The sequence below is a fragment of the Agrobacterium sp. 5Ca39 genome (assembly GCF_055382365.1).
Map to the genome: position 1 here is coordinate 1,798,544 of NZ_AP026437.1, position 19,816 is coordinate 1,818,359.

Here is a 19,816-nt window from a genome sequence, read left to right on the forward strand (position 1 = left end):
AGAGGACATCCGGACATCCGGGCGCCTGAACATCCATATAGTAAGGTGGCCGAAGCATTTTTCCAGCCCTTCAGCAGATCAGAGCGGAATGGTGTCGTGTTTCTTCCAGCGGGTTTCCACGCTCTTGTTGCGCAGCGACGCAAACGCGCGGGCGATGCGGCGGCGCGAGGAATGCGGCATGATGACCTCATCGATAAATCCGCGCTCCGCCGCGACGAAGGGATTGGCGAAACGCTCCTCATATTCTCTTGTGCGCGCAGCGATCTTCTCGGGATCGGCAAGCTCGGAACGATAGAGGATTTCCGCCGCGCCCTTGGCACCCATCACGGCAATTTCGGCCGTTGGCCAGGCGTAGTTGACGTCCGCGCCGATATGTTTGGAGGCCATCACGTCGTAAGCCCCGCCATAGGCCTTGCGGGTGATCAGCGTCACCATCGGCACTGTCGCCTCCGAATAGGCGAAGAGAAGTTTTGCGCCGTGCTTGATGACGCCGCCATATTCCTGGGCCGTGCCTGGCAGGAAACCCGGCACATCCACCAGCGTCAGCAACGGAATGTTGAAGGCGTCGCAGAAGCGCACGAAGCGGGCGGCCTTGCGCGAACTGTCGATATCGAGGCAGCCGGCCAGCACCATCGGCTGGTTGGCGACGACGCCGACCGTCTGGCCTTCGAGACGAATGAAGCCGGTGATGATGTTTCGGGCAAAGGCCTCCTGCAATTCGAAGAAATCGCCCTCGTCGGCCAGCGCGTGGATCAGTTCCTTCATGTCATAGGGCTTGTTGGAACTGTCGGGGATCAGCGTATCGAGCCGCGCTTCCAGGCGCGCCGGATCGTCGTGGAACGGCCGCACCGGCGGCTTTTCGCGATTGTTGAGCGGCAGAAAATCAAAGAGCAGCCGCACATGTTCCAGCGTCTCGATGTCGTTTTCGTAAGCGCCGTCAGCGACGGAAGATTTTTTGGTATGGGTCGAGGCGCCGCCCAGTTCTTCGGCCGTGACGATCTCGTTCGTCACCGTCTTCACCACATCCGGCCCCGTCACGAACATGTAGGAGGTATCGCGCACCATGAAGATGAAATCGGTCATAGCAGGCGAATAAACCGCACCACCCGCACATGGCCCCATGATGACGGAGATCTGTGGCACGACGCCGGAGGCGACGACATTACGCTTGAAGACATCAGCATAACCGCCAAGCGAGGCCACGCCTTCCTGAATGCGCGCGCCGCCGCTGTCGTTGAGGCCGATAACAGGCGCGCCGTTACGCACCGCCATATCCATGATCTTGCAGATTTTCTGCGCATGGGTCTCGGATAGCGAACCGCCGAGCACGGTGAAATCCTGGGAAAACACATAGACCTGCCGGCCATTGATGGTGCCCCAACCGGTCACGACGCCGTCGCCCGCGATCTTCTGGCCCGCCATGCCGAAATCCACCGCTCGGTGGGTGACATACATGTCGTATTCTTCGAAGGAACCCTCATCCAAGAGTACGTCGATGCGCTCGCGCGCCGTCAGCTTGCCCTTTGCGTGCTGCGCCTCGATGCGCTTGACGCCGCCACCGAGCCGAGCCTCTTCCCGCCGCGTTTCCAACTGCTCCAGAATGCCGGGCATGTATCCTCCATGCGTTATGCCACGATCAATAACCCAGAAAATACTCTGCCAGAAGCCTTGATCGTGCGCGTATGCGTGCCATAAATATTTGCAATATTTAATTTTGCAAAGTTGCAACATGGCGACGGAAAAACTCTTCATCGGCCGCAAGGTGCGCGGCCTTCGCGAAAATGCCCGCGCCACGCAGGCGCAATTTGCCGAACGGCTGGGCATCTCCGCGAGCTATCTGAACCAGATCGAAAACAACCAGCGCCCCGTTTCGGCCAGCGTTCTGGTGACGCTGGTGGAAAAATTCCAGCTCGACATGGCGGAACTGGCGACAGGCGAAAGCGACCGGCTGGTTTCCGCCGTGCGCGAGGCGCTGAAGGACCCACTGTTCATGAATTATGAACCGGGGCTTCAGGAGTTGAAGCTGATTGCCCAGAACGCACCGGGTTTTGCCCATGCGCTGCTGCGGGCCCATCAGGCCTATCGCCAGAACAGCGAACAGCTGGTGCAACTGGATGACCGCCTGGGCCGCGGCACCGCACAGGTTGAAAGAACACCCTATGAGGAGGTCCGCGATTTCTTTCACTTCGTCGACAATTACGTTGCCGAGATTGATCTTCTGGCCGAGGAGCTGGCGCAGGAACTGGAGATCGAGGGCGGCGAGACCGACGGCATTCTGGCAGCGCATCTCAGGAACCGTTACGGCATCCATATCACAAGAACCGCGGCGGCAGGCGGGCTGATCCGGCATTTCGATCCTGTCGGCAAAACGCTCGCCCTCAGTTCCTACATGGCCGCATCCACCCGCTGTTTTCAGCTCGCGTTGCAGATCGCCCAGCTTCACGCCGGCCCGACGGTGGACAGGGTGCTGGCTGGCGCCGATTTCCGCAACACGGAAGCGGCCGAAATCTGTCGCATCGGACTGCACAATTATTTTGCCGCAGCGCTCATCCTGCCCTATGGGCAATTTCACCGGGCGGCACAGGAACTGCGCCATGATCTCGAACTTCTCGCCGTGCGTTTTGGCGCGAGCCTTGAGCAGGTGGCACACCGTCTGAGCACCCTGCAGCGACCCGGCATGAAGGGCGTACCCATCTTTTTCGCCAAGATCGACCGCGCCGGCAACATCACCAAACGCCACAGCGCCACGCGGCTACAATTTGCCCGGTTCGGCGCGGCCTGTCCGCTGTGGAATATCCATCAGGCTTTCGAAAGCTCCGACAGGATCGTGCGGCAGCTGGCGGAAACACCTGACGGCGTGCGCTATCTTTCCATCGCCACCCAGATCGAAAAGGCCGGCGCCGGTTTCAATACGGAAAGGCCGCGTTACGCCATCGCACTCGGCTGCGAAATTTCCCATGCGCAGAATTTCGTCTACGCCGACACGCTCGATCTCGGCAATGCGGCTTCCTTCAAACCGATCGGCATTTCCTGTCGGGTGTGCGAAAGGGTGGATTGCGTGCAGCGCGCCGTGCCGCCGCTGAAACGCAAGCTGCATTTCGATCATCTTTCACGCGGCGCCCTGCCCTATCGGATTGCCGATTTTTGACCCCGCTCAGGGCAGTGGCACCATCGCGCGCCGCATGATGTTGGCGTAATAACCCCAGAAAAGCCGGGCGGCGACGGAGCGCCATGGCGACCAGAGTGTCGCGCGTTCCGCGAGCCATTTCGCTTCCGGCCTGATCTCCAGATCGAGCGCATGTGCCACCGCTGATCTCAGCGCCACATCGCCAACGGGAAAAATATCCGGATGGCCTCCGCAGAACATCAGATATACCTCTGCCGTCCATGGGCCTATGCCACGAAGCGCCACCAGTTCAGAAAGGGCTGCACTCCCCTCCTTGCGCACCACGCCGTCAAGGTCGATCTGCCCTTCGGTAACGGCGCGAGCCAGTCCTTCCAGCGTCGTCGCCTTGGCACGCGAAAGGCCGAAAGTAGCCCGCAATTCCTCCGGTGCGCCGAGATAGTTTTCCGCCGTGACCGCGCCGCCCGTCCCGGTGTGAATACGCGCCCATATGGCAGTGGCGCTGGCGCGCGACACCATCTGCGAGACGACGATATGAGCAAGGCCGGCAAAGCCGGGCTCGTGGATGCGCAGTTCCAGCGGACCGGCTATCTCAATGACAGGGGCAAGTGCGGGGTCGAGGCGGGCGAGATGCTCCAGCCCTTCGCTGATGTCATCCATCCCGGTGATGATTTTCATGTCGGTCATTCCATATGCCGCCAGCCCGCTGGCGGGGTGCATTAAAACATGGCAGAAGAAACCATGCCTTCATCCATCCGTCAAAAACCGGTTTACCGTTTCGCGCCAAGCCCCAACGGCCCGCTGCATCTCGGCCATGCGCTTTCCGCATTCCTGAACCATGACATGGCGCTGAACAATGGCGGCCGCTTTCTGCTGCGTATAGAGGATATAGACCAGACGCGCTGCACGCCGCAGCTGGAACAGGCGATCTATGATGATCTCGGCTGGCTGGAACTCTCTTGGGAAGAGCCAGTGCGGCGACAATCGGAGCATTTCGATGATTACCGGATGGCGCTGCACAGGCTGATCGAGGCGGATCTTGCCTATCCCGCCTTTCTCAGCCGTGGCGAAACCAGGGCCATTGTCGGTGCCTTCGAAGCGGAAGGCGGGACATGGCCGCGCGATCCTGACGGAGCGCCGCTCTATCCGTCCGTCGACCGCGAGAGGCCGAAGGCGGAACGGGCGGCCCTGCTCGCATCCGGCCGGCAACACGCCTGGCGGCTCGACATGGACAAGGCGATACGCGCCGCCCGTACCCCCCTGTTCTGGCAGGAGAGCGGCGACGGGGCGACGGGGCAGATCGAGGCCCTGCCCGCGCTCTGGGGCGATGTGGTGCTGTCGCGTTCCGACGCGCCTTCGAGCTATCATCTTTCCGTTGTTATTGACGATGCACTGCAGGGGATCACCCATGTGGTGCGCGGCATGGATCTCTTCCATGCCACCGCCATCCACCGGCTGCTGCAGCAGCTGCTGGACCTACCGCAGCCCGCTTATCATCATCACCGACTGATTTTGGGCACGGACGGGCGCAAGCTTTCGAAAAGCGAAGGCAGTACCGGGCTTTCCGCCCTTCGCGCCGAAGGAGCGACGCCCTCAGATATCCGCCGGCTTGTCGGCCTCCTCTAGCGCCTGCCCGCGGCGCGTGCCATTGCCGCCGATGTTACGGCGGATGATCTGCCGGACCTTGTATTTCATCAACGCGGCATTCACCTCCGCGCCGAGCATGAAGATGACGCCGACCATATAAAGGAACACCAGAACCACCATGACGGAGGCGAGACCGGCATAGGTGGCGGCATAATTGGCGAAGGTGGAGAGATAATAGGCGAAGATAGCCGCGCCGATGACCCAGAATATCATCGTCAGCAAAATACCCGGCCAGACATCCCAGATGCGGCGCTTGCCTGCGGGTAGCCACAGATGCGCCGCCACCAGCCCCGCCGTCAGCACCACGATGGTGCCATAAAGGCCGAGGCTGGAAATGGTGTTCAGCACATCCGTCAGCCACGGAAACCGCCGTTCGGCGAAGGACATGGCGACCGGCACGGCGACGAGCACGGTACTGATTCCGGCAAAGACCACAACGGCAATCAGGACATAAAGCAGGCTGAGCAGCCGGGTCACATACCACCAGCGCGTTTCCGTGACGCGATAGGCGCGGTTCAGCGAAATGCGCAGCGCCTCGACGCCGTTCGAGGCGAAGTATGCAGCCGCCAGTACCGAAATCGTCAGCAGGCCGCCGCGCGGGATGGTGAGAACCTGCTGCACCTGAGCTGCCAGCGGACCGGCAATTGCTTCCGGCCAGGTGTCGAAAATCAGATGCACCGCCGTTTCTGAGAACTGGTCGGCGCCCAGAAAACCGGCCAGCGCCGTGCCGAAGATCAGGAACGGAAACAGCGCCAGCAGGATGGACAGCGCCATGTGGCTCGCCATCGCCCAGCCGTCATCCTCGGCGAAATGGGAATAGGCATCGAAGGCAACCTTGCCTGCCAGGCGCACTGCGGCAACCATGTCGCCTCCATTCATCGGCATTTCATTTGTAACTTCGCCCCGAATATGGGAAATCAGCTTCGTTTTGTACAGCGCGCAAGCTGACCTTTCGGTTCCCGAAGGACACGGATTTCGCGCGATTGGATTTTAACGGGCCGGGTAATCGGACCAGAGCGACAGTCGGTTTCCCGGAGCGGCAAATGTCTGAAAAACCCGTCATCATCATCACCGGATGTTCCTCGGGCATCGGCGCCTATTGCGCCGGCGCGCTCCACCGGGACGGCTGGCGGGTCTTTGCCACCGTGCGGCGCATCGCTGACATGGCAGCCCTCGAAAATCAGGGCATAGAAACCCTGATCATGGATTACACAAAGCCCGAAACCATCGCCGCGCTGGTGGACACCGTCGCCGCCCGCACCGGCGGCCGCATCGATGCGCTTTTCAACAATGGCGCCTATGGCCAGCCGGGCGCGGTGGAGGACCTGCCAGTCGAAGCGCTGAGAGCCCAGTTCGAAACCAATGTCTTCGGCTGGCACGATCTGACGCGGCGGGTCATTCCCTTTATGCGGGCGGGTGGTGCGGGCCGCATCGTGCATTGCTCGTCCATTCTCGGGCTCGTGCCCTATCGCTATCGCGGCGCCTACACCGCTTCGAAATTCGCGCTTGAGGGGCTGGGCGTCACCCTGCGCATGGAGCTTCAGGACAGCGGTATCCATGTCAGTCTGATCGAACCCGGCCCGATCACGTCGAAATTCACCGCGACGGCGCTTGCTCATATCAATGAGCATATCGATCTCGAAAATTCGGCCCATGCGGCAGAATATAAACGCCAGCTGGCGCGTATGGATGGTTCCGGCCCCGTCAACCGTCACAAGCTCGGCCCGGATGCCGTTTATGCCGTGCTGAAACACGCCCTGACGGCTGCAAGGCCGAAACCACATTATCCCGTTACTGTTCCGGCCAAACAGGGGCTTATGCTGAAACGGCTCTTGCCTGCCGGACTTTTCTATCGTCTGCTGCGCAGATTCGATTGAGGAGGAGTAATACCGCATGTCCGGCTTCACCACCGTTCTGGCCCTTATCGTCATGGGGCTTGTCGTCATCGTGTTGATACGCGGCCTCTTCAACATGCTGAAGGGACAGGACGCCAACCGGTCCAACAAGCTGATGCAGCTTCGCCTGCTTCTGCAGGCCATTGCCATCGCTCTGATCATGCTCACCCTCTGGCTCAGCGGAGGCGGCCGCTGACATGGTGAAACTGAACAAGATCTACACCCGCACCGGCGACAAGGGCACGACGGCGCTGGTTTCCGGCCCGCGCCGACCGAAGCACGATCTGCGCGTCGAAGCCTATGGCACGGTGGACGAGACCAATTCGGCCATCGGTGTCGCGCGGCTTCACACGGCTGGGCTGGAAAAGCTGGATGCCATGCTTTTCCGCATCCAGAACGATCTTTTCGACCTCGGCGCCGATCTTGCCACGCCTGACGATGGCGAACCGCTGCCTTACGAACCGTTGCGTATAGTCGAAAGCCAGGTCACACGGCTGGAAAGCGAAATCGACGACCTCAACGCCACCCTCGAACCGTTGACGTCGTTCGTGCTGCCGGGCGGCAGCGCCGCGGCGGCAAATCTGCATTTGGCACGCACGGTTTGCCGGCGCGCAGAAAGGCTGATGGTGGAGCTTTCCGTCACCGAGAACGAGATCGTCAGCCCGGCCGCCATCAAATATGCCAATCGCCTCTCCGACTTCCTGTTTGTCGCGGCCCGTTTCGCCAATGATGCCGGCAAGGCCGACATATTGTGGGTTCCGGGCAAGAACCGCTAAGGCGTTTCAACGACGCAACCAAAGGGCGTTCGATGTTCATACCGCTGCACGATGCGAATTCCCTCAAGCATATCCGGCTGCAATATGTCACCATCGGCCTGATCGTGGTCAACGTGTTGGTCTGGCTGTTTACCGGCGTGCTGGCCAGCGACACCGAAGCCAATGCCGCTGCCCTCGGCCTCGGCTTCATTCCCGCCGTGGTGTTCGATTACGCCTATCTGGAACCCGCCCTGCAGGTCGTGCCTGATGACCTCACCGCCATCACCTATGCCTTTCTTCATCTCGATTTCTGGCATCTGGCCGGCAACATGCTGTTTCTCTGGGTCTTCGGCGACAATGTCGAGGATGCGCTCGGCCATTTTCGTTTCCTGATCTTCTATCTCGCCTGTGCCATCGCCGGCGCGCTGTTTCACGGTTTCGTCGCACCCACCTCGGAAGGACCACTGATCGGTGCCTCGGGTGCGGTTTCCGGCGTCGTCGCGGCCTATTTCCTGCTGCATCCAAAAGTGCGCGTCTGGGTGCTGGTCCTCATGCGCATTCCGCTTCCACTGCCCGCCTTCATTCCCCTGGCGCTGTGGATTGGCCAGCAGTTCCTGATGCTGGCGCTCGGGCTGGAAGAGAATGTCTCCTGGGGCGCGCATGTCGGCGGCATCTTGGCGGGCGCCATCATGGTAATTTTAATGCGCAGACGGGGCGTTCCCCTGTTTGATCGCACCATTGTCCCGCCGAGGGCGGCACAGTTCAAAAATACGTCGCAAACGGCGGGGTTGTCGCACATCGAACGCGGCTATGACGGGGGTAGATGAGAGGTCACGTCAGAGATAGAGTATTTACGTTAACGTCAACGTAAGATATGCCTTGTGTGCATGCGATAATGAAGATTGCTCCGTTGTAATTGCGGGAAAAATGCTTATCCATGTCGCCAACCTGTTTTTGGAGGTCCGCTCGGCATTGCCAAGCGGACAGGAGTTTGAGGAAAGCCGCCGATGAAAATCCTTGTCCCCGTTAAACGAGTCGTCGATTACAACGTGAAGATCCGCGTGAAGGCGGATGGTTCCGGCGTTGAGCTTGCCAATGTGAAGATGTCGATGAACCCGTTCGACGAAATCTCGGTGGAAGAGGCCCTTCGCCTGAAGGAAGCCGGCAAGGCTGAAGAAGTCGTCGTCGTCTCCATTGGACCTGCCAAGGCGGAAGAAACGCTGCGCACCGCGCTTGCGATGGGTGCCGATCGCGCCATCCTGATCGAGACCGATGAAACGGTCGAGCCGCTCGCTGTCGCCAAGCTCCTGAAGGGCGTGGCCGAGGCTGAGCAGCCCGGTCTCGTCATTGTCGGCAAGCAGGCGATTGACGACGATTCGAACCAGACCGGCCAGATGCTGGCAGCCCTCCTCGGCTGGGGCCAGGGCACCTTCGCCTCGAAGGTCGTGCCTGCCGACGGCAAGGTTGCGGTGACCCGCGAAGTCGATGGCGGCCTGCAGACGGTGGAACTGAAGCTTCCCGCTGTCGTCACCACCGATCTTCGTCTGAACGAGCCGCGTTATGCCTCGCTGCCGAACATCATGAAGGCGAAAAAGAAGCCGCTCGACAAGAAGGCTCCGGCCGATTTCGGCGTCGATGTTTCGCCGCGCCTGAAGGTGTTGAAGACCGAAGAGCCGGCGGGCCGCAAGGCCGGCATCAAGGTGGGCTCGGTTGCCGAGCTGGTCGAAAAGCTCAAAGCCGACGGCGTCCTCTAAGGTTTCGGAAAAGGGAGATATTCTCATGGCCATTCTTCTTCTGGCAGAACACGACAACGCAACCCTTTCCGACCTGACGGCAAAGACCCTGACGGCGGCAACCCAGATTGGCGGCGACGTCCATGTGCTGGTCGCCGGATCCGGCGCCAGGGGCGCTGCCGACGCCGCAGCAAAACTTTCCGGTGTTTCCAAGGTGCTGCTTGCCGACGACGCATTCTATGCAAACCAGCTGGCGGAACCGCTGGCGGCGCTGATCGTTTCGCTTGCCCCGTCCTATGACGTCATCATCGCTCCTGCGACCGCCTCGGCAAAGAACGTCACGCCGCGTGTTGCTGCGCTTCTCGACGTGGCTCAGGTCTCGGAAATCATCGAAGTTGTCAGCCCGGATACCTTCAAGCGCCCGATCTATGCCGGTAATGCCATTCAGACCGTTCAGGCAACCAATGGCAAGAAGGTCATCACCGTTCGCCCGACGGCCTTTGCGGCAGCGGCAGAAGGCGGTTCGGCAGCGGTCGAGACGATCGCCGCCGCTGAAAACCCAGGCGTCTCCTCTTTCGTTTCTGATGCACTGGCCTCGTCCGACCGTCCGGAACTGACCTCGGCGAAGATCATCATCTCGGGTGGCCGTGCTCTCGGTTCTTCGGAAAAATTCAAGGAAGTCATCCTTCCTGTCGCCGACAAGCTCGGTGCTGCCGTTGGTGCATCGCGCGCTGCCGTCGACGCCGGCTATGCGCCGAATGACTGGCAGGTGGGCCAGACCGGCAAGGTCGTCGCCCCACAGCTTTACATCGCGGCGGGCATTTCCGGTGCCATCCAGCATCTGGCCGGCATGAAGGACAGCAAGGTCATCGTCGCCATCAACAAGGACGAAGAAGCGCCGATCTTCCAGGTTGCCGATTACGGCCTTGTGGCGGACCTCTTCGAGGCATTGCCGGAACTGCAAAAGGCCCTCTGATTTCAAATAGATGATGAAGGCGGCGCGTTTTTTGAACGCGCCGCCTTCTCTTTTTCGGCGATATGCGTAACATCGCCAGCGAATTTGCACATGCAGCACATGGGAGAACAGCATATGACCGCCCCCTTTAAGAACATCGGTGTCATCGGAGCCGGTCAGATGGGGTGCGGCATCGCACATGTCTCTGCGGTTGCCGGCTACAGGGTTCATATCTACGATCTTTCCAAAGACGGCATCGAGGCCGGCCTTGCCACGATCAATGGCAATCTCGCGCGCCAGGTCACCAACGGCAAGCTTTCCGACGAGGCCCGCAAGCAGGCCCTGGCGCTCATCAGCGGTTCGACCGATGTCAACGATCTGGCACCCATGGACCTCGTCATCGAGGCTGCCACCGAGAACGAAGAGATCAAGCGCAAGATCTATGCGCAGATCTGCCCGGTCCTGAAGCCGGAGGCGCTTCTCGCCACCAACACGTCTTCACTTTCCATCACCCGGCTTGCCTCTGCCACCGACCGTCCGGAACAGTTCATGGGCATCCACTTCATGAACCCGGTGCCGGTCATGAAACTGGTGGAACTGGTGCGCGGCATCGCCACCAATGAAAAGACCTTCGATGCGGCCAAGGACTATGTGCGGACGCTCGAAAAGGCGATCACCGTCGCCGAAGATTTCCCAGCCTTCATCGTCAACCGCATCCTTCTGCCGATGATCAACGAGGCAATCTATACGCTTTATGAAGGCGTTGGCTCCGTGGAAGCCATCGACACCGCCATGCGCCTCGGCGCGAACCACCCGATGGGTCCGCTGCAGCTCGCAGACTTCATCGGCCTCGATACCTGTTTGTCGATCATGCAGGTGCTGCATGACGGCCTGTCCGACAGCAAATACCGCCCTTGCCCGCTGCTGGTCAAATATGTCGAAGCCGGCTGGCTCGGCCGCAAGTCCGGCCGCGGTTTTTATGATTACCGCGGCGAGACGCCGGTTCCGACACGATAGAACCTTCACTGTTCTTTCGTTGCTCCACCGCAGAAAGCAACCGGGCGACAATGCAATCTATGCGATTATAAAGTAAGTAGACGCGCAGTGCGTGCGAACCCAAGATCATGCTGTGATTCTTTTGGGGGCTTACATGAAAATTCATATTGCAATGTCTATTGTCGCCATTCTCGCGAGCGGTTGCGTTTCGGAAAATCCGCGGGAGATTGTCAGAAGGGCTGGTTATCTCACGACGGTGCCGCCCAGCACCAGCTTTGGTCCAGGTAACATCGTCTGGAAAAAGACCAATCGATATAACGACAAAGACGATATCTCGCTTGGTTACATCTGCTCTCCGGAATATGTGACGTTCCCTGGCAGCCCTGAAAAAGGGAGGGGCGAAATCAGTGATTTCGGGCGAAAGAAGGATTTCTCCTTCAATGCAGACAATCTGCAGAAACTCGGATTTTCAAGCAGCGCGCAATATGTGAACAACCTGACAATCAGGTTCAGCAATATCGAATATCTCGAATACGGCCTCGACAAACTCGAAGCCATAGAAAAGACGCTGGGGCCGGAGTGCCGCAATATCCTTCGGAAACAACGCAAGAAGCAAAATGCACATATTGTACGTTCTGCTTGCAAGGCGGATCTGGATTACGCCATTACATATAAGGCATCAACCAGCGCCTCCATCAAAGCTGCAATATTGAAGGAAATTGAAGCCGGGTTTGGCATTACCCTTGAAGGCAATCAGGGTCGTGTCGGCCGAGGCCTTTATTACGGTGTATCGGTGGACCCGCTATACTGAGTTCGAAAAGTCTTATCGGCAGTCATTTGACTGCCGATATCAGCGCCTTCGCATCTTCGCTATCCCACGCCGCCGGGCCGTTCATGGCGCCGAGCAGGCACCCGTTTTCGTCCAGCAGCAGGGTTGCGGGCAGGCCAAAGGCAAGGCCTTCCTTTTTGAGAACGTTGAAAACGCCCATGGAACTGTCGCGATAGTGCTTCAGGGAATCGATCTTGTATTCGTCCATGAAGGCTTTCGGCTTTTCATCCCCGCCCGTATCGATGTTAACAGCCACGACTTCAAAGCCGTTACCGCCCTTTTCCTTCTCCAGCGCGTTCAGCGCCGGCATTTCTTCCCGGCAGGGCACGCACCACGTCGCCCAGAGATTGAGCAGCACCGCTTTACCCTTGAGATCGGCAAGGCTCATATCTTTCCCCTCCGGCCCTTTGAAGGAGAGCGGAATAACGCGCGGGGCGTCTGCCGCCGACATAGCCGCCACCTGGCCCTTCAGAAAGGGTTTCAGCGTCGCAATGCGGTTCGCCGCACCTTCACATAAACCGGCGTCGGCCACCGCTGCCCCTTGAACCGGGCCCTCAGACCCAATATGCCTGAACCAGACCGCGCCTGCACCGGCGAGCACACCGGCAACGGCAGCAATTGCAACCAATTTGGCGGAAGGAAGCCTGAACGGCCTTTTCTCTGTCATCGAATACTCCAGGGCATCACACATGGCTGACGGCACAGATCAGAAATCCTCCAACCAGATGTGGGGCGGGCGTTTCGCTTCCGGGCCATCTGCCATCATGGAAGAGATAAATGCCTCCATCGGCTTCGACAAGAAACTTTACGCCCAGGATATCCGCGGCTCTATGGCGCATGCCGCCATGCTGGCATCTAAAGGCATTATTTCGCCTGAAGATAAAGACAAGATCACCGAAGGCCTGAACACGATCCTGTCAGAGATCGAATCCGGCAGCTTCGAATTCTCCCGCAAGCTCGAAGATATTCACATGAATATCGAAGCGCGGCTTGCCACCCTCATCGGCCCGGCCGCCGGCCGCCTCCATACCGCCCGCTCGCGCAACGACCAGGTGGCGCTCGATTTCCGCCTGTGGGTCAAGGAAGAATTGCAGAAAGCCGAAGGTATGCTGACGGCGCTCATCGCCGCCTTCCTCGACCGCGCCGAGGAAAACGCCGATACGGTCATGCCCGGTTTCACGCATTTGCAGACGGCGCAGCCTGTCACCTTCGGCCATCATTGCATGGCCTATGTGGAAATGTTCGGCCGTGACCGCGCCCGCGTACGCCACGCCATCGAGCACATGGACGAAAGCCCGATTGGTGCGGCTGCCCTTGCCGGCACCGGCTATCCGATCGATCGCCACATGACGGCCAAGGCGCTCGGTTTCCGCGAGCCGACCCGCAACTCCATCGACACCGTGTCCGACCGCGATTTCGCGCTGGAATTCCTGTCGATCGCCTCCATCTGCGCCACGCATCTGTCGCGTCTTGCCGAAGAGATCGTCATCTGGTCGACGCCGCAATTTGGTTTCATCCGGCTGTCGGACGCCTTTTCCACAGGCTCGTCGATCATGCCGCAGAAGAAGAACCCTGATGCCGCTGAGCTGGTGCGCGCCAAGACCGGCCGCATCAACGGCTCGCTGATCGCTCTCCTCACCGTGATGAAGGGTCTGCCGCTCGCCTATTCCAAGGACATGCAGGAAGACAAGGAACAGGTTTTCGACGCCGCCGAAAGCCTGGAACTGGCGATCGCCGCCATGACCGGCATGATCCGCGACCTCGAAGTACGCAAGGACCGCATGCGCGCAGCGGCGGGTTCAGGTTATTCCACCGCGACAGATCTGGCCGACTGGCTGGTGCGAGAAGCAGGTCTGCCCTTCCGCGATGCCCACCATGTGACCGGCAATGCCGTGGCGCTGGCGGAAAAGAAAGGCTGCGATCTCGCCGATCTTTCGCTGGAGGAGTTGCAGGCGATCCACCCCGGTATCAACAAGGGTGTTTTCGACGTTCTGTCCGTGGAGGCGTCGGTCGCCAGCCGCACCAGTTTCGGTGGCACGGCTCCTTCGGAAGTGAAGAAGCAGATCGCCTGGTGGCGCGGACGCAACTGATAAAATCACGTTACGCTGCGATCACAAGAAACAGGGTGCACAAGCGCCCTGTTTTTCGTTATCAGAGAGGCACATATTTCCTTTGGACAGGCCCATGCTTTCAAAATCCGTGCGCAAACTCATCGTTCCCATCGGCATGACGCTTGCCGTAAGCCTCGCTCTCAGCGCCTGCGGGCGCAAGGGCGACATCGATCCGCCGAGCACGCCGGTCGAAATGCGCAACAAGCGCGCCGCCGATGGCAGTGAGCCGAAGCCGGCAACGGCGGAACGGCCCTTCATTCTCGACAAGCTTCTCTGACGGGTAAAAAGCCGTGAACCATTTTGGCTATATCGACGGCGTGCTGCACGCCGAAAACGTGCCCGTGCCCGAGATCGCCAAGGCGGTCGGCACGCCCTTCTACGTCTATTCGACCGCAACCCTGGAGCGCCACTACAAGGTTTTCTCAGGTGCGTTTGCCGATGTGGACGCCATGGTCTGTTATGCCATGAAGGCCAATTCCAACCAGGCGGTGCTGAAGACGCTGGCAAAGCTCGGCGCTGGCATCGACGTCGTCTCCGGCGGTGAATTGCGTCGCGCTCTGGCTGCTGGCGTGCCGGCAAACCGCATCATGTTCTCCGGCGTCGGCAAGACGGTTGCGGAAATGGATTATGCGCTGGATGTGGGCATTTATTGTTTCAACATCGAATCCGAGCCGGAGCTGGAAGTCCTCAATCTGCGCGCCATCAAGGCGGGCAAGCGGGCGCATGTCTCCTTCCGCATCAACCCTGATGTGGATGCGCGCACCCACGCCAAGATTTCCACCGGCAAGAAAGAAAACAAGTTCGGCATTTCCTATGAGCGGGCGCGCGCCGTCTATGCCCATGCTGCAACCCTGCCCGGCATCGAAGTCACGGGCATCGACATGCATATCGGCAGCCAGATCACCGAGTTGCAGCCTTTCGAAGACGCCTTCCGGCTGCTGCGCGAACTGGTGGAAGCGCTTCGCGGCGATGGCCATGCGATCAGCCACGTCGATATCGGCGGCGGCCTCGGCATTCCCTACCGCGACGACAACAATCCGCCGCCGCTGCCGGATGCCTATGCGCATATCGTCAAGAACGAGTTGAAAAGCCTCAACTGCAAGATCGTCACCGAGCCCGGCCGTCTGATCGTCGGTAATGCCGGCATTCTGGTAACGGAAGTCATCTATGTGAAGGATGGCGGCGAAAAGACCTTTGTAATCGTTGACGGCGCGATGAACGACCTCATCCGTCCCACACTGTATGAGGCCTATCACGGCATCCGCCCGGTGGTGCAACCGGCAGAGGATACGCCGCGCATCAAGGCCGATATCGTCGGCCCGGTCTGCGAAACCGGCGATTATCTGGCGCTGGACCGTGAGATGGCCGCACCGCAACCGGGCGATCTCATCGCCGTCAGTTCCGCTGGTGCCTATGGTGCGGTGCAGGCAGGAACCTATAATTCCCGCCTGCTGGTGCCGGAAGTGCTGGTCAAGGGTGACAAATTCCACGTCATCCGCCCCCGCGGCACGTATGAAGAGCTGATCGCCCTCGATTCCGTGCCCGCCTGGCTCGACTGATCCGCTTGCAGCCGATCACAATTGAGCGAAGCTGCCTAAAAAATGGGGGTGAGGGCTTGGCTGCCCTCGTCTTCGCCACAAAGAATGTTATCCTTGCCTCTGTGATATGGAGAACTCGCCGTTCCGGGAATGGCGTTGACGTGGCCAGAACCGGGAGAACGGATTGATGACCACAGCCGGAGAGGACAGGACAGGCAGAAAGCGCTCCACTGGCGCATTCGTGCAGCGGCCGGACCTTGCCCGCCGGGTTGCCGCCAAGCGTTTCTTCGCAAAAATCGTTCTGCTTTCGGAGAAGATCGCCCCGAAAACGCTATGGCCGCTCTCTATTGCCGCTCTGTTTCTGGTGCTTGCCTGGTTCGGCCTTTACCGGCACATGCCGGATTTTCTGCGGCTCGGCGTCGTTTTCGTGCTCGTGTTCGCCTTCATTGCCACTCTCCTGCCGATCGCGCGGCTGAAATGGCCGACCGACAACGACGCTTCCCGCCTTCTCGAAGATCGCAACGGTCTTGCACACCAACCTGTTGGAGTACAGGAAGACGAACCGGCCTTCGACACGCCTTTTTCCAGAACGCTCTGGAAGGAACACCAGATCCGCATGGCGGAGCGTATCGCCGCACTGAATGCCGGTCTGCCGAAGCCCGATATCGCCCGTTATGACCGTCTCGCCCTACGCGCCGTTCCCGCCCTTCTTCTGGCCGCTGCCTTCGGTTTTTCCTTTTCCAACGGCGCAGGCACGATTGCCGATGCCTTCCGCAGCCAACCGACCGTGGGTCCGCTCAATCCCGATATTCGACTGGACGCCTGGGTTACGCCGCCCTCTTATACCGGCCGTGCACCGATTTTCCTGACTGGGCGTGACGCGACCAACCGCGACGCGGTTTCCGTGCCGCAGTCCTCCAGGCTGACGATCCGCATGACCGGTGGTGATGGCGGCGAAGAAGTGACCTTCGAACCGGAAATGGCGGGCGCCCTGCAAAAGCTCGCTCCCGAGACAACCCGGGCCGACAGCGCGAGCGGTGATGTCGCGGTTCCGGCGCAGGCTCCTTTGGCGGATCAGCCCTTGGCACCGCGCACCTTCGCGATGGATGTCACCGAAAGCGGCATGATAACCGCCAATGGTGAGCAATGGTTGTTCAATGTCATCCCGGACCAGCCGCCCAGCATTGCCTTCGACAACATGCCGCGCCGCGCCGTCAACGGCGCGCTGGAAATCGGCTTCACCGCCAAGGATGATTACGGGTTGAAGGAAGCTCACGCAATTATTGAGCCTATCGGCGTTGCCGAAGGCGCGACAGCGCTTTACCCGTCGCCGGAATTCAAGCTCGATCTGCCGCGGCAGAACAATCGCGAGATCAAGGGGCTGACCAGCCGCAACCTGACCGAACATCCGATGGCCGGGAAACGCGTGCGTATTACACTGGTGGCGACTGACGGTGCAGGCCAGACCGGCCGCAGCCCTCCGCATGAAATGGTGCTGCCGGGCCGCAATTTTTCCGAACCGCTGGCCGCTTCCATTGCCGAACAGCGGCAGATTTTTTCGCTCGACACACGCCAGATGCCGAAGGCGATCGCCTATAACGAGGCGGTTGGAATGCGTCCGGAAGAGACCATTCCCAACACGACGCATTATCTCCTGCTGCAATCGGCGCAGACCCGCATGCGGCTCGCCTATAATGAGGAAATGCTGAAGGACACGGCGGATTACCTCTGGGAGATCGCACTGGGCATCGAGGATGGTGATCTTTCGCAGGCGGAAAGGCGCCTGCGCGATGCACAGACCGCCCTTTCCGAGGCGCTTCAGCGCAATGCCTCCGATGAAGAAGTGGCCAAGCTCATGCAGGAGCTGCGCGAGGCGATGCAGCAGTTCATGAGCGAGCTTGCGCAACGCATGCAGAATGCGCCGCAAGCCAACATGAACCAACAGGCACAGAACGTGCTGCGCCAACGCGATCTGGAAAACATGATGAACCAGATCGAGAATCTCGCCCGTTCCGGAAACCGCGATGCCGCGCAGGAAATGCTCTCGCAATTGCAGCGCATGATGAACAATCTGCAAGCCGGCCGACCGCAGCGTCAGGGGCAGCAAGGCCAGCAGCAGAGCAGCAAGATGCGCCAGCAGATCGACAAGCTTGGCGAAATCCTGCAGCAGCAACAGAAGCTGATGGACGAAACCTTCAAGCTGGATCAGGCATTGCGCGACCGGATGCAGCGCGGTGATCCGCAGCAGGGCGGCGAAAGCGACGACCAGCAGATGGGCGAAAACGGCCAGCAACCGCCTCAGGGCCAGCAAGGCCAACAGGGTGAGAATGGCCAACAGGGCGGACAGCAGCAGACTGACCAGATGACCGCCGAGCAATTGCGCGAAGCGCTGAAAAACCTGCGGGCCCAGCAGGATGCCCTCGGCAAGCAGCTCGGCGAATTGCAGCAGGGACTTCGCGATCTCGGCATGGAGCCGGGCGAAAATTTCGGCAAGGCGCAGCAGGAAATGCAGGGTGCCGGTGAGGCGTTGGGCAAGAGCCAGGGTGAACAGGCCGTCGAGGGCCAGGGCAATGCGCTGAATGCGCTGCGCCAGGGCGCACAGGACATGATGGGCCAGATCATGCAGGCCATGCGCCAGCAGGGCCAGCAGCCTGGTCAGGGGCAGGAAGGCATGGCCGGTCAAGGCGGCCAGAACGGCCGCGATCCGCTCGGCCGTCCGCGCAGCACCACCGGCCCTGACTTTGGCGATCAGGTGAAGGTGCCTGACGAAATAGACGTGCAACGCGCCCGCGAGATTCTTGATGCCATCCGCGAAAAGCTCGGCAACAATCCGCCGGGTGAGGTGGAACGGCGTTATCTCGAGCGGCTGCTGGATATCAGGTGAGGGTCCGCACAGGTAATGGTGCGCCTCGTTACATCCTTTTTCAGAAGCTAAAGTTTCCGTCATGCCGGACTTGATCCGGCATCCAGCAGACGCGCGTCTGCGCGGCGGAAAGAGTTCTTTCAGCCCAAGGACTTGGGCTGGCTGGATTCCGGCTCAAGGCCGGAATGACGGAGGTAGGGAACTGCGCTGAGCCAGGGGGCTGACCAACAAAAAAGGCGGCCCGACGGCCGCCCTTTAAATCTCTGCGCCCTTGCCACTCAGGCCGCAAGCGCCCGCGCCACGGCCTTGCGAATATCCGGAAGCGCAAAAGGTTTGGAAACCACGTCCACGATCTTCGTCGCCAGATCATCCGCCCGTTCGCGCTGCTCGGCGTAACCGGTCATCAACAAAATACGCATGGCCGGGAAGCTTTCGGCGGCGCGGTGCGCCAGCTCGATGCCATCCATGACCGGCATGCGGATATCCGAAAGAAGAAGATCGAAACTGGTTTCCTGAAGCTTTTCCAGGCCCTGCTCGCCGTCTGCCGCCTCATGGGTCTCGTGACCGTCGAGACGGAGCGCCCGCGCCACGAAAGAACGCAGCGCATCCTCGTCTTCGGTAATCAGAATCTTCGCCATTACTCATTGCTCCTGGGCATCATTTCCAGCCGTGAGCAACATCGCAGGCTCCTCTTTTCAAGAGGTAAACACCCAGGCTTTGGCTAGGTGAATGGTTAATGAGGCGTCTCTTCGCTGTGCCGTTCCGGCACGGGAAAACTGCTCAGGCGTCGCCGGTGACAACGCCGACGAAGGGCAGCTCGCGGAACGCATAAGCGACATCCATGCCGTAACCCACCACGAAATAATCAGGACATTCGAAACCGACATAATCGGCTTCCAGATCTTCCTTGCGCTTGACTTTCTTGTCGAGAAGCACGGCGATGGTGACGTTGCGAGCGCCACGTTCGTAAAGCAGTTCCTTGGCGAAGCGCAGCGTGCGGCCGGATTCGAGAATGTCGTCAATCAGCAGGACGTCGCGGTCTTTCACGTCGCTGTCGATATCCTTGACGATCCTCACGCCCTGCGAGACCGTGCCGGTGCCATAGCTCGACAGCGTAATGAATTCGACCTCGGGGGCAAGACCACTGTCATGCAGCGCGCGGATAAGGTCGGCCGCGAAAATGAACGATCCCTTGAGCACGGCAATGACGAGCAGATCCTTGGTCGGGCCGCTGGCAATGTGCTTGGCCATGTCGCGATTGCGCTCTGCAATCTGCTCGGCGGTATAAAGCGGCTCGATATTTTTTCCACGGACGACGGGCATTCTTACTCCTGTGCTGCGCCTTGCCGATTTTACCTTTCAGTAAAAAT

General features: G+C 59.8%; 20 protein-coding genes. 14 read left to right on the forward strand and 6 right to left on the reverse strand.

All coding sequences use genetic code 11. The features are described from left to right. Window positions 1-78: 78 nt before the first annotated feature. Window positions 79-1,611, reverse strand: a complete 1,533-nt coding sequence (locus ACZ47E_RS21950) for an acyl-CoA carboxylase subunit beta (protein WP_022562997.1) — start codon at window positions 1,609-1,611, stop codon at window positions 79-81. A gap of 118 nt (window positions 1,612-1,729) precedes the next feature. Here ACZ47E_RS21950 and ACZ47E_RS21955 point away from each other — a divergent pair, with 118 nt between their 5' ends. Continuing rightward, window positions 1,730-3,148, forward strand: a complete 1,419-nt coding sequence (locus tag ACZ47E_RS21955; RefSeq protein ID WP_022562998.1) for a helix-turn-helix domain-containing protein — start codon at window positions 1,730-1,732, stop codon at window positions 3,146-3,148. A gap of 6 nt (window positions 3,149-3,154) precedes the next feature. Here ACZ47E_RS21955 and ACZ47E_RS21960 read toward each other — a convergent pair whose 3' ends face one another. Then, a complete protein-coding gene (locus ACZ47E_RS21960) occupies window positions 3,155-3,811 on the reverse strand; it encodes a DNA-3-methyladenine glycosylase family protein (RefSeq protein ID WP_162472001.1) in 657 nt (218 codons plus the stop codon). Window positions 3,812-3,850: 39 nt separating this feature from the next. Between ACZ47E_RS21960 and gluQRS the strand changes: the two genes are divergently transcribed. Then, window positions 3,851-4,750 (forward strand): tRNA glutamyl-Q(34) synthetase GluQRS, encoded by a 900-nt coding sequence (gluQRS, locus tag ACZ47E_RS21965; RefSeq protein ID WP_048902896.1) that lies wholly within the window; start codon window positions 3,851-3,853, stop codon window positions 4,748-4,750. Here the strand turns inward: gluQRS and ACZ47E_RS21970 are convergent. Continuing rightward, window positions 4,718-5,635 (reverse strand): YihY/virulence factor BrkB family protein, encoded by a 918-nt coding sequence (locus ACZ47E_RS21970; protein ID WP_022563001.1) that lies wholly within the window; start codon window positions 5,633-5,635, stop codon window positions 4,718-4,720. The genes gluQRS and ACZ47E_RS21970 overlap by 33 nt on opposite strands. Window positions 5,636-5,814: 179 nt before the next feature. Here ACZ47E_RS21970 and ACZ47E_RS21975 point away from each other — a divergent pair, with 179 nt between their 5' ends. The 8 genes from ACZ47E_RS21975 (at window position 5,815) to ACZ47E_RS22010 (ending at window position 11,916) form a co-directional block, all read left to right on the forward strand. After that, entirely contained in the window at window positions 5,815-6,648 is an 834-nt protein-coding gene (locus tag ACZ47E_RS21975) for an SDR family oxidoreductase (RefSeq protein WP_022563002.1), read from the forward strand. Between the two features lie 16 nt (window positions 6,649-6,664). Next, the gene (locus ACZ47E_RS21980; RefSeq protein WP_022563003.1) at window positions 6,665-6,862 is read left to right on the forward strand and encodes a twin transmembrane helix small protein; all 198 of its coding nucleotides are present in this window, start codon (window positions 6,665-6,667) and stop codon (window positions 6,860-6,862) included. A gap of 1 nt (window position 6,863) precedes the next feature. Continuing rightward, window positions 6,864-7,442: a cob(I)yrinic acid a,c-diamide adenosyltransferase gene (locus tag ACZ47E_RS21985; protein WP_022563004.1), complete on the forward strand. Its 579-nt coding sequence runs from the start codon at window positions 6,864-6,866 to the stop codon at window positions 7,440-7,442. Window positions 7,443-7,474: 32 nt separating this feature from the next. Beyond that, complete coding sequence (locus ACZ47E_RS21990; protein WP_022563005.1) at window positions 7,475-8,248, forward strand: rhomboid family intramembrane serine protease; 774 nt, start codon at window positions 7,475-7,477, stop codon at window positions 8,246-8,248. A 180-nt stretch (window positions 8,249-8,428) separates the two neighbouring features. Beyond that, on the forward strand, window positions 8,429-9,175 hold the full coding sequence (locus tag ACZ47E_RS21995) for an electron transfer flavoprotein subunit beta/FixA family protein (protein ID WP_022563006.1): 747 nt from the start codon (window positions 8,429-8,431) through the stop codon (window positions 9,173-9,175). A gap of 25 nt (window positions 9,176-9,200) precedes the next feature. After that, entirely contained in the window at window positions 9,201-10,130 is a 930-nt protein-coding gene (locus ACZ47E_RS22000) for an electron transfer flavoprotein subunit alpha/FixB family protein (RefSeq protein WP_278067631.1), read from the forward strand. Between the two features lie 114 nt (window positions 10,131-10,244). Continuing rightward, a complete protein-coding gene (locus tag ACZ47E_RS22005; RefSeq protein ID WP_004445632.1) occupies window positions 10,245-11,126 on the forward strand; it encodes a 3-hydroxybutyryl-CoA dehydrogenase in 882 nt (293 codons plus the stop codon). Between the two features lie 133 nt (window positions 11,127-11,259). Then, the gene (locus tag ACZ47E_RS22010) at window positions 11,260-11,916 is read left to right on the forward strand and encodes a hypothetical protein (protein WP_022563008.1); all 657 of its coding nucleotides are present in this window, start codon (window positions 11,260-11,262) and stop codon (window positions 11,914-11,916) included. Window positions 11,917-11,938: 22 nt separating this feature from the next. On the opposite strand, the gene tlpA is transcribed toward ACZ47E_RS22010, so the two are convergent. Next, window positions 11,939-12,601 carry a thiol:disulfide interchange protein TlpA gene (tlpA, locus tag ACZ47E_RS22015; RefSeq protein ID WP_022563009.1) on the reverse strand — a complete coding sequence of 221 codons (663 nt, stop codon included), beginning with the start codon at window positions 12,599-12,601 and terminating at the stop codon, window positions 11,939-11,941. 22 nt (window positions 12,602-12,623) lie between these two features. On the opposite strand from tlpA, the gene argH reads away from it, so the two are divergent. The 4 genes from argH to ACZ47E_RS22035 all read left to right on the forward strand — a co-directional run bounded on the left by argH (window position 12,624) and on the right by ACZ47E_RS22035 (window position 18,467). Next, window positions 12,624-14,024: an argininosuccinate lyase gene (gene argH, locus ACZ47E_RS22020; RefSeq protein WP_022563010.1), complete on the forward strand. Its 1,401-nt coding sequence runs from the start codon at window positions 12,624-12,626 to the stop codon at window positions 14,022-14,024. Between the two features lie 94 nt (window positions 14,025-14,118). After that, complete coding sequence (lptM, locus tag ACZ47E_RS22025; RefSeq protein ID WP_004445637.1) at window positions 14,119-14,322, forward strand: LPS translocon maturation chaperone LptM; 204 nt, start codon at window positions 14,119-14,121, stop codon at window positions 14,320-14,322. 13 nt (window positions 14,323-14,335) lie between these two features. Further along, window positions 14,336-15,604: a diaminopimelate decarboxylase gene (gene lysA, locus ACZ47E_RS22030; RefSeq protein WP_022563011.1), complete on the forward strand. Its 1,269-nt coding sequence runs from the start codon at window positions 14,336-14,338 to the stop codon at window positions 15,602-15,604. 166 nt (window positions 15,605-15,770) lie between these two features. Then, a complete protein-coding gene (locus ACZ47E_RS22035) occupies window positions 15,771-18,467 on the forward strand; it encodes a TIGR02302 family protein (RefSeq protein WP_022563012.1) in 2,697 nt (898 codons plus the stop codon). 257 nt (window positions 18,468-18,724) lie between these two features. On the opposite strand, the gene ACZ47E_RS22040 is transcribed toward ACZ47E_RS22035, so the two are convergent. Beyond that, window positions 18,725-19,084, reverse strand: coding sequence for a response regulator (locus tag ACZ47E_RS22040; RefSeq protein WP_004445642.1), 360 nt, complete (start codon window positions 19,082-19,084; stop codon window positions 18,725-18,727). A gap of 142 nt (window positions 19,085-19,226) precedes the next feature. Then, window positions 19,227-19,769, reverse strand: coding sequence for a hypoxanthine phosphoribosyltransferase (hpt, locus tag ACZ47E_RS22045; RefSeq protein WP_004445644.1), 543 nt, complete (start codon window positions 19,767-19,769; stop codon window positions 19,227-19,229). Window positions 19,770-19,816: the final 47 nt, after the last annotated feature.

What these genes read in the sequence shown, in the direction of transcription:
- ACZ47E_RS22035 (WP_022563012.1), top strand. Translation starts at nt 15,771, where the DNA reads ATGACCACAGCCGGAGAGGACAGGACAGGCAGAAAGCGCTCCACTGGC.
- ACZ47E_RS22040 (WP_004445642.1), bottom strand. Translation starts at nt 19,084, where the DNA reads ATGGCGAAGATTCTGATTACCGAAGACGAGGATGCGCTGCGTTCTTTC.
- ACZ47E_RS22000 (WP_278067631.1), top strand. Translation starts at nt 9,201, where the DNA reads ATGGCCATTCTTCTTCTGGCAGAACACGACAACGCAACCCTTTCCGAC.
- ACZ47E_RS21990 (WP_022563005.1), top strand. Translation starts at nt 7,475, where the DNA reads ATGTTCATACCGCTGCACGATGCGAATTCCCTCAAGCATATCCGGCTG.
- ACZ47E_RS22005 (WP_004445632.1), top strand. Translation starts at nt 10,245, where the DNA reads ATGACCGCCCCCTTTAAGAACATCGGTGTCATCGGAGCCGGTCAGATG.
- tlpA (WP_022563009.1), bottom strand. Translation starts at nt 12,601, where the DNA reads ATGACAGAGAAAAGGCCGTTCAGGCTTCCTTCCGCCAAATTGGTTGCA.
- ACZ47E_RS21995 (WP_022563006.1), top strand. Translation starts at nt 8,429, where the DNA reads ATGAAAATCCTTGTCCCCGTTAAACGAGTCGTCGATTACAACGTGAAG.
- hpt (WP_004445644.1), bottom strand. Translation starts at nt 19,769, where the DNA reads ATGCCCGTCGTCCGTGGAAAAAATATCGAGCCGCTTTATACCGCCGAG.
- ACZ47E_RS22010 (WP_022563008.1), top strand. Translation starts at nt 11,260, where the DNA reads ATGAAAATTCATATTGCAATGTCTATTGTCGCCATTCTCGCGAGCGGT.
- ACZ47E_RS21960 (WP_162472001.1), bottom strand. Translation starts at nt 3,811, where the DNA reads ATGACCGACATGAAAATCATCACCGGGATGGATGACATCAGCGAAGGG.
- ACZ47E_RS21980 (WP_022563003.1), top strand. Translation starts at nt 6,665, where the DNA reads ATGTCCGGCTTCACCACCGTTCTGGCCCTTATCGTCATGGGGCTTGTC.
- ACZ47E_RS21950 (WP_022562997.1), bottom strand. Translation starts at nt 1,611, where the DNA reads ATGCCCGGCATTCTGGAGCAGTTGGAAACGCGGCGGGAAGAGGCTCGG.
- ACZ47E_RS21955 (WP_022562998.1), top strand. Translation starts at nt 1,730, where the DNA reads ATGGCGACGGAAAAACTCTTCATCGGCCGCAAGGTGCGCGGCCTTCGC.
- lptM (WP_004445637.1), top strand. Translation starts at nt 14,119, where the DNA reads ATGCTTTCAAAATCCGTGCGCAAACTCATCGTTCCCATCGGCATGACG.
- ACZ47E_RS21970 (WP_022563001.1), bottom strand. Translation starts at nt 5,635, where the DNA reads ATGGTTGCCGCAGTGCGCCTGGCAGGCAAGGTTGCCTTCGATGCCTAT.
- ACZ47E_RS21985 (WP_022563004.1), top strand. Translation starts at nt 6,864, where the DNA reads ATGGTGAAACTGAACAAGATCTACACCCGCACCGGCGACAAGGGCACG.
- argH (WP_022563010.1), top strand. Translation starts at nt 12,624, where the DNA reads ATGGCTGACGGCACAGATCAGAAATCCTCCAACCAGATGTGGGGCGGG.
- gluQRS (WP_048902896.1), top strand. Translation starts at nt 3,851, where the DNA reads ATGGCAGAAGAAACCATGCCTTCATCCATCCGTCAAAAACCGGTTTAC.
- ACZ47E_RS21975 (WP_022563002.1), top strand. Translation starts at nt 5,815, where the DNA reads ATGTCTGAAAAACCCGTCATCATCATCACCGGATGTTCCTCGGGCATC.